A 272-nucleotide genomic window follows, 5' to 3' on the forward strand; every position below is an offset into this window, starting at 1 on the left:
TGCATTTCAGGAAAAACTCAATTTGTTGGAACTCCTAAAGGTAAAAGCTTTCTTATAGGGGAATTCGGAAAAAGAATGAATCAATTGAAATGCCAAATGACCTTAGATGGTATAACTTGTATATTACCTTACTTAGACCAAAATTATAGACCCAATGTTTATTTGTCTAAAAGAATAGCCAATTTAACAATGGATGATATAAATAAAGACGAATTAATTTTAGATGAAAGATATTTAAGCAAATTAAAAGATAAAGAAGAAATAGACAAATA

1 protein-coding gene is annotated in these 272 nt (G+C 27.2%); it reads left to right on the top strand.

Going from position 1 to position 272, the window contains the following annotated elements; translation table 11 throughout:
- Nucleotides 1-272, top strand: a 272-nt coding sequence (locus ACQP6G_RS20845; protein ID WP_429767232.1) for a hypothetical protein, incomplete at both ends; no start/stop codon positions are given.

Source organism: Isoptericola nanjingensis, assembly GCF_050311635.1.
GTDB lineage: Bacteria > Actinomycetota > Actinomycetes > Actinomycetales > Cellulomonadaceae > Isoptericola > Isoptericola nanjingensis.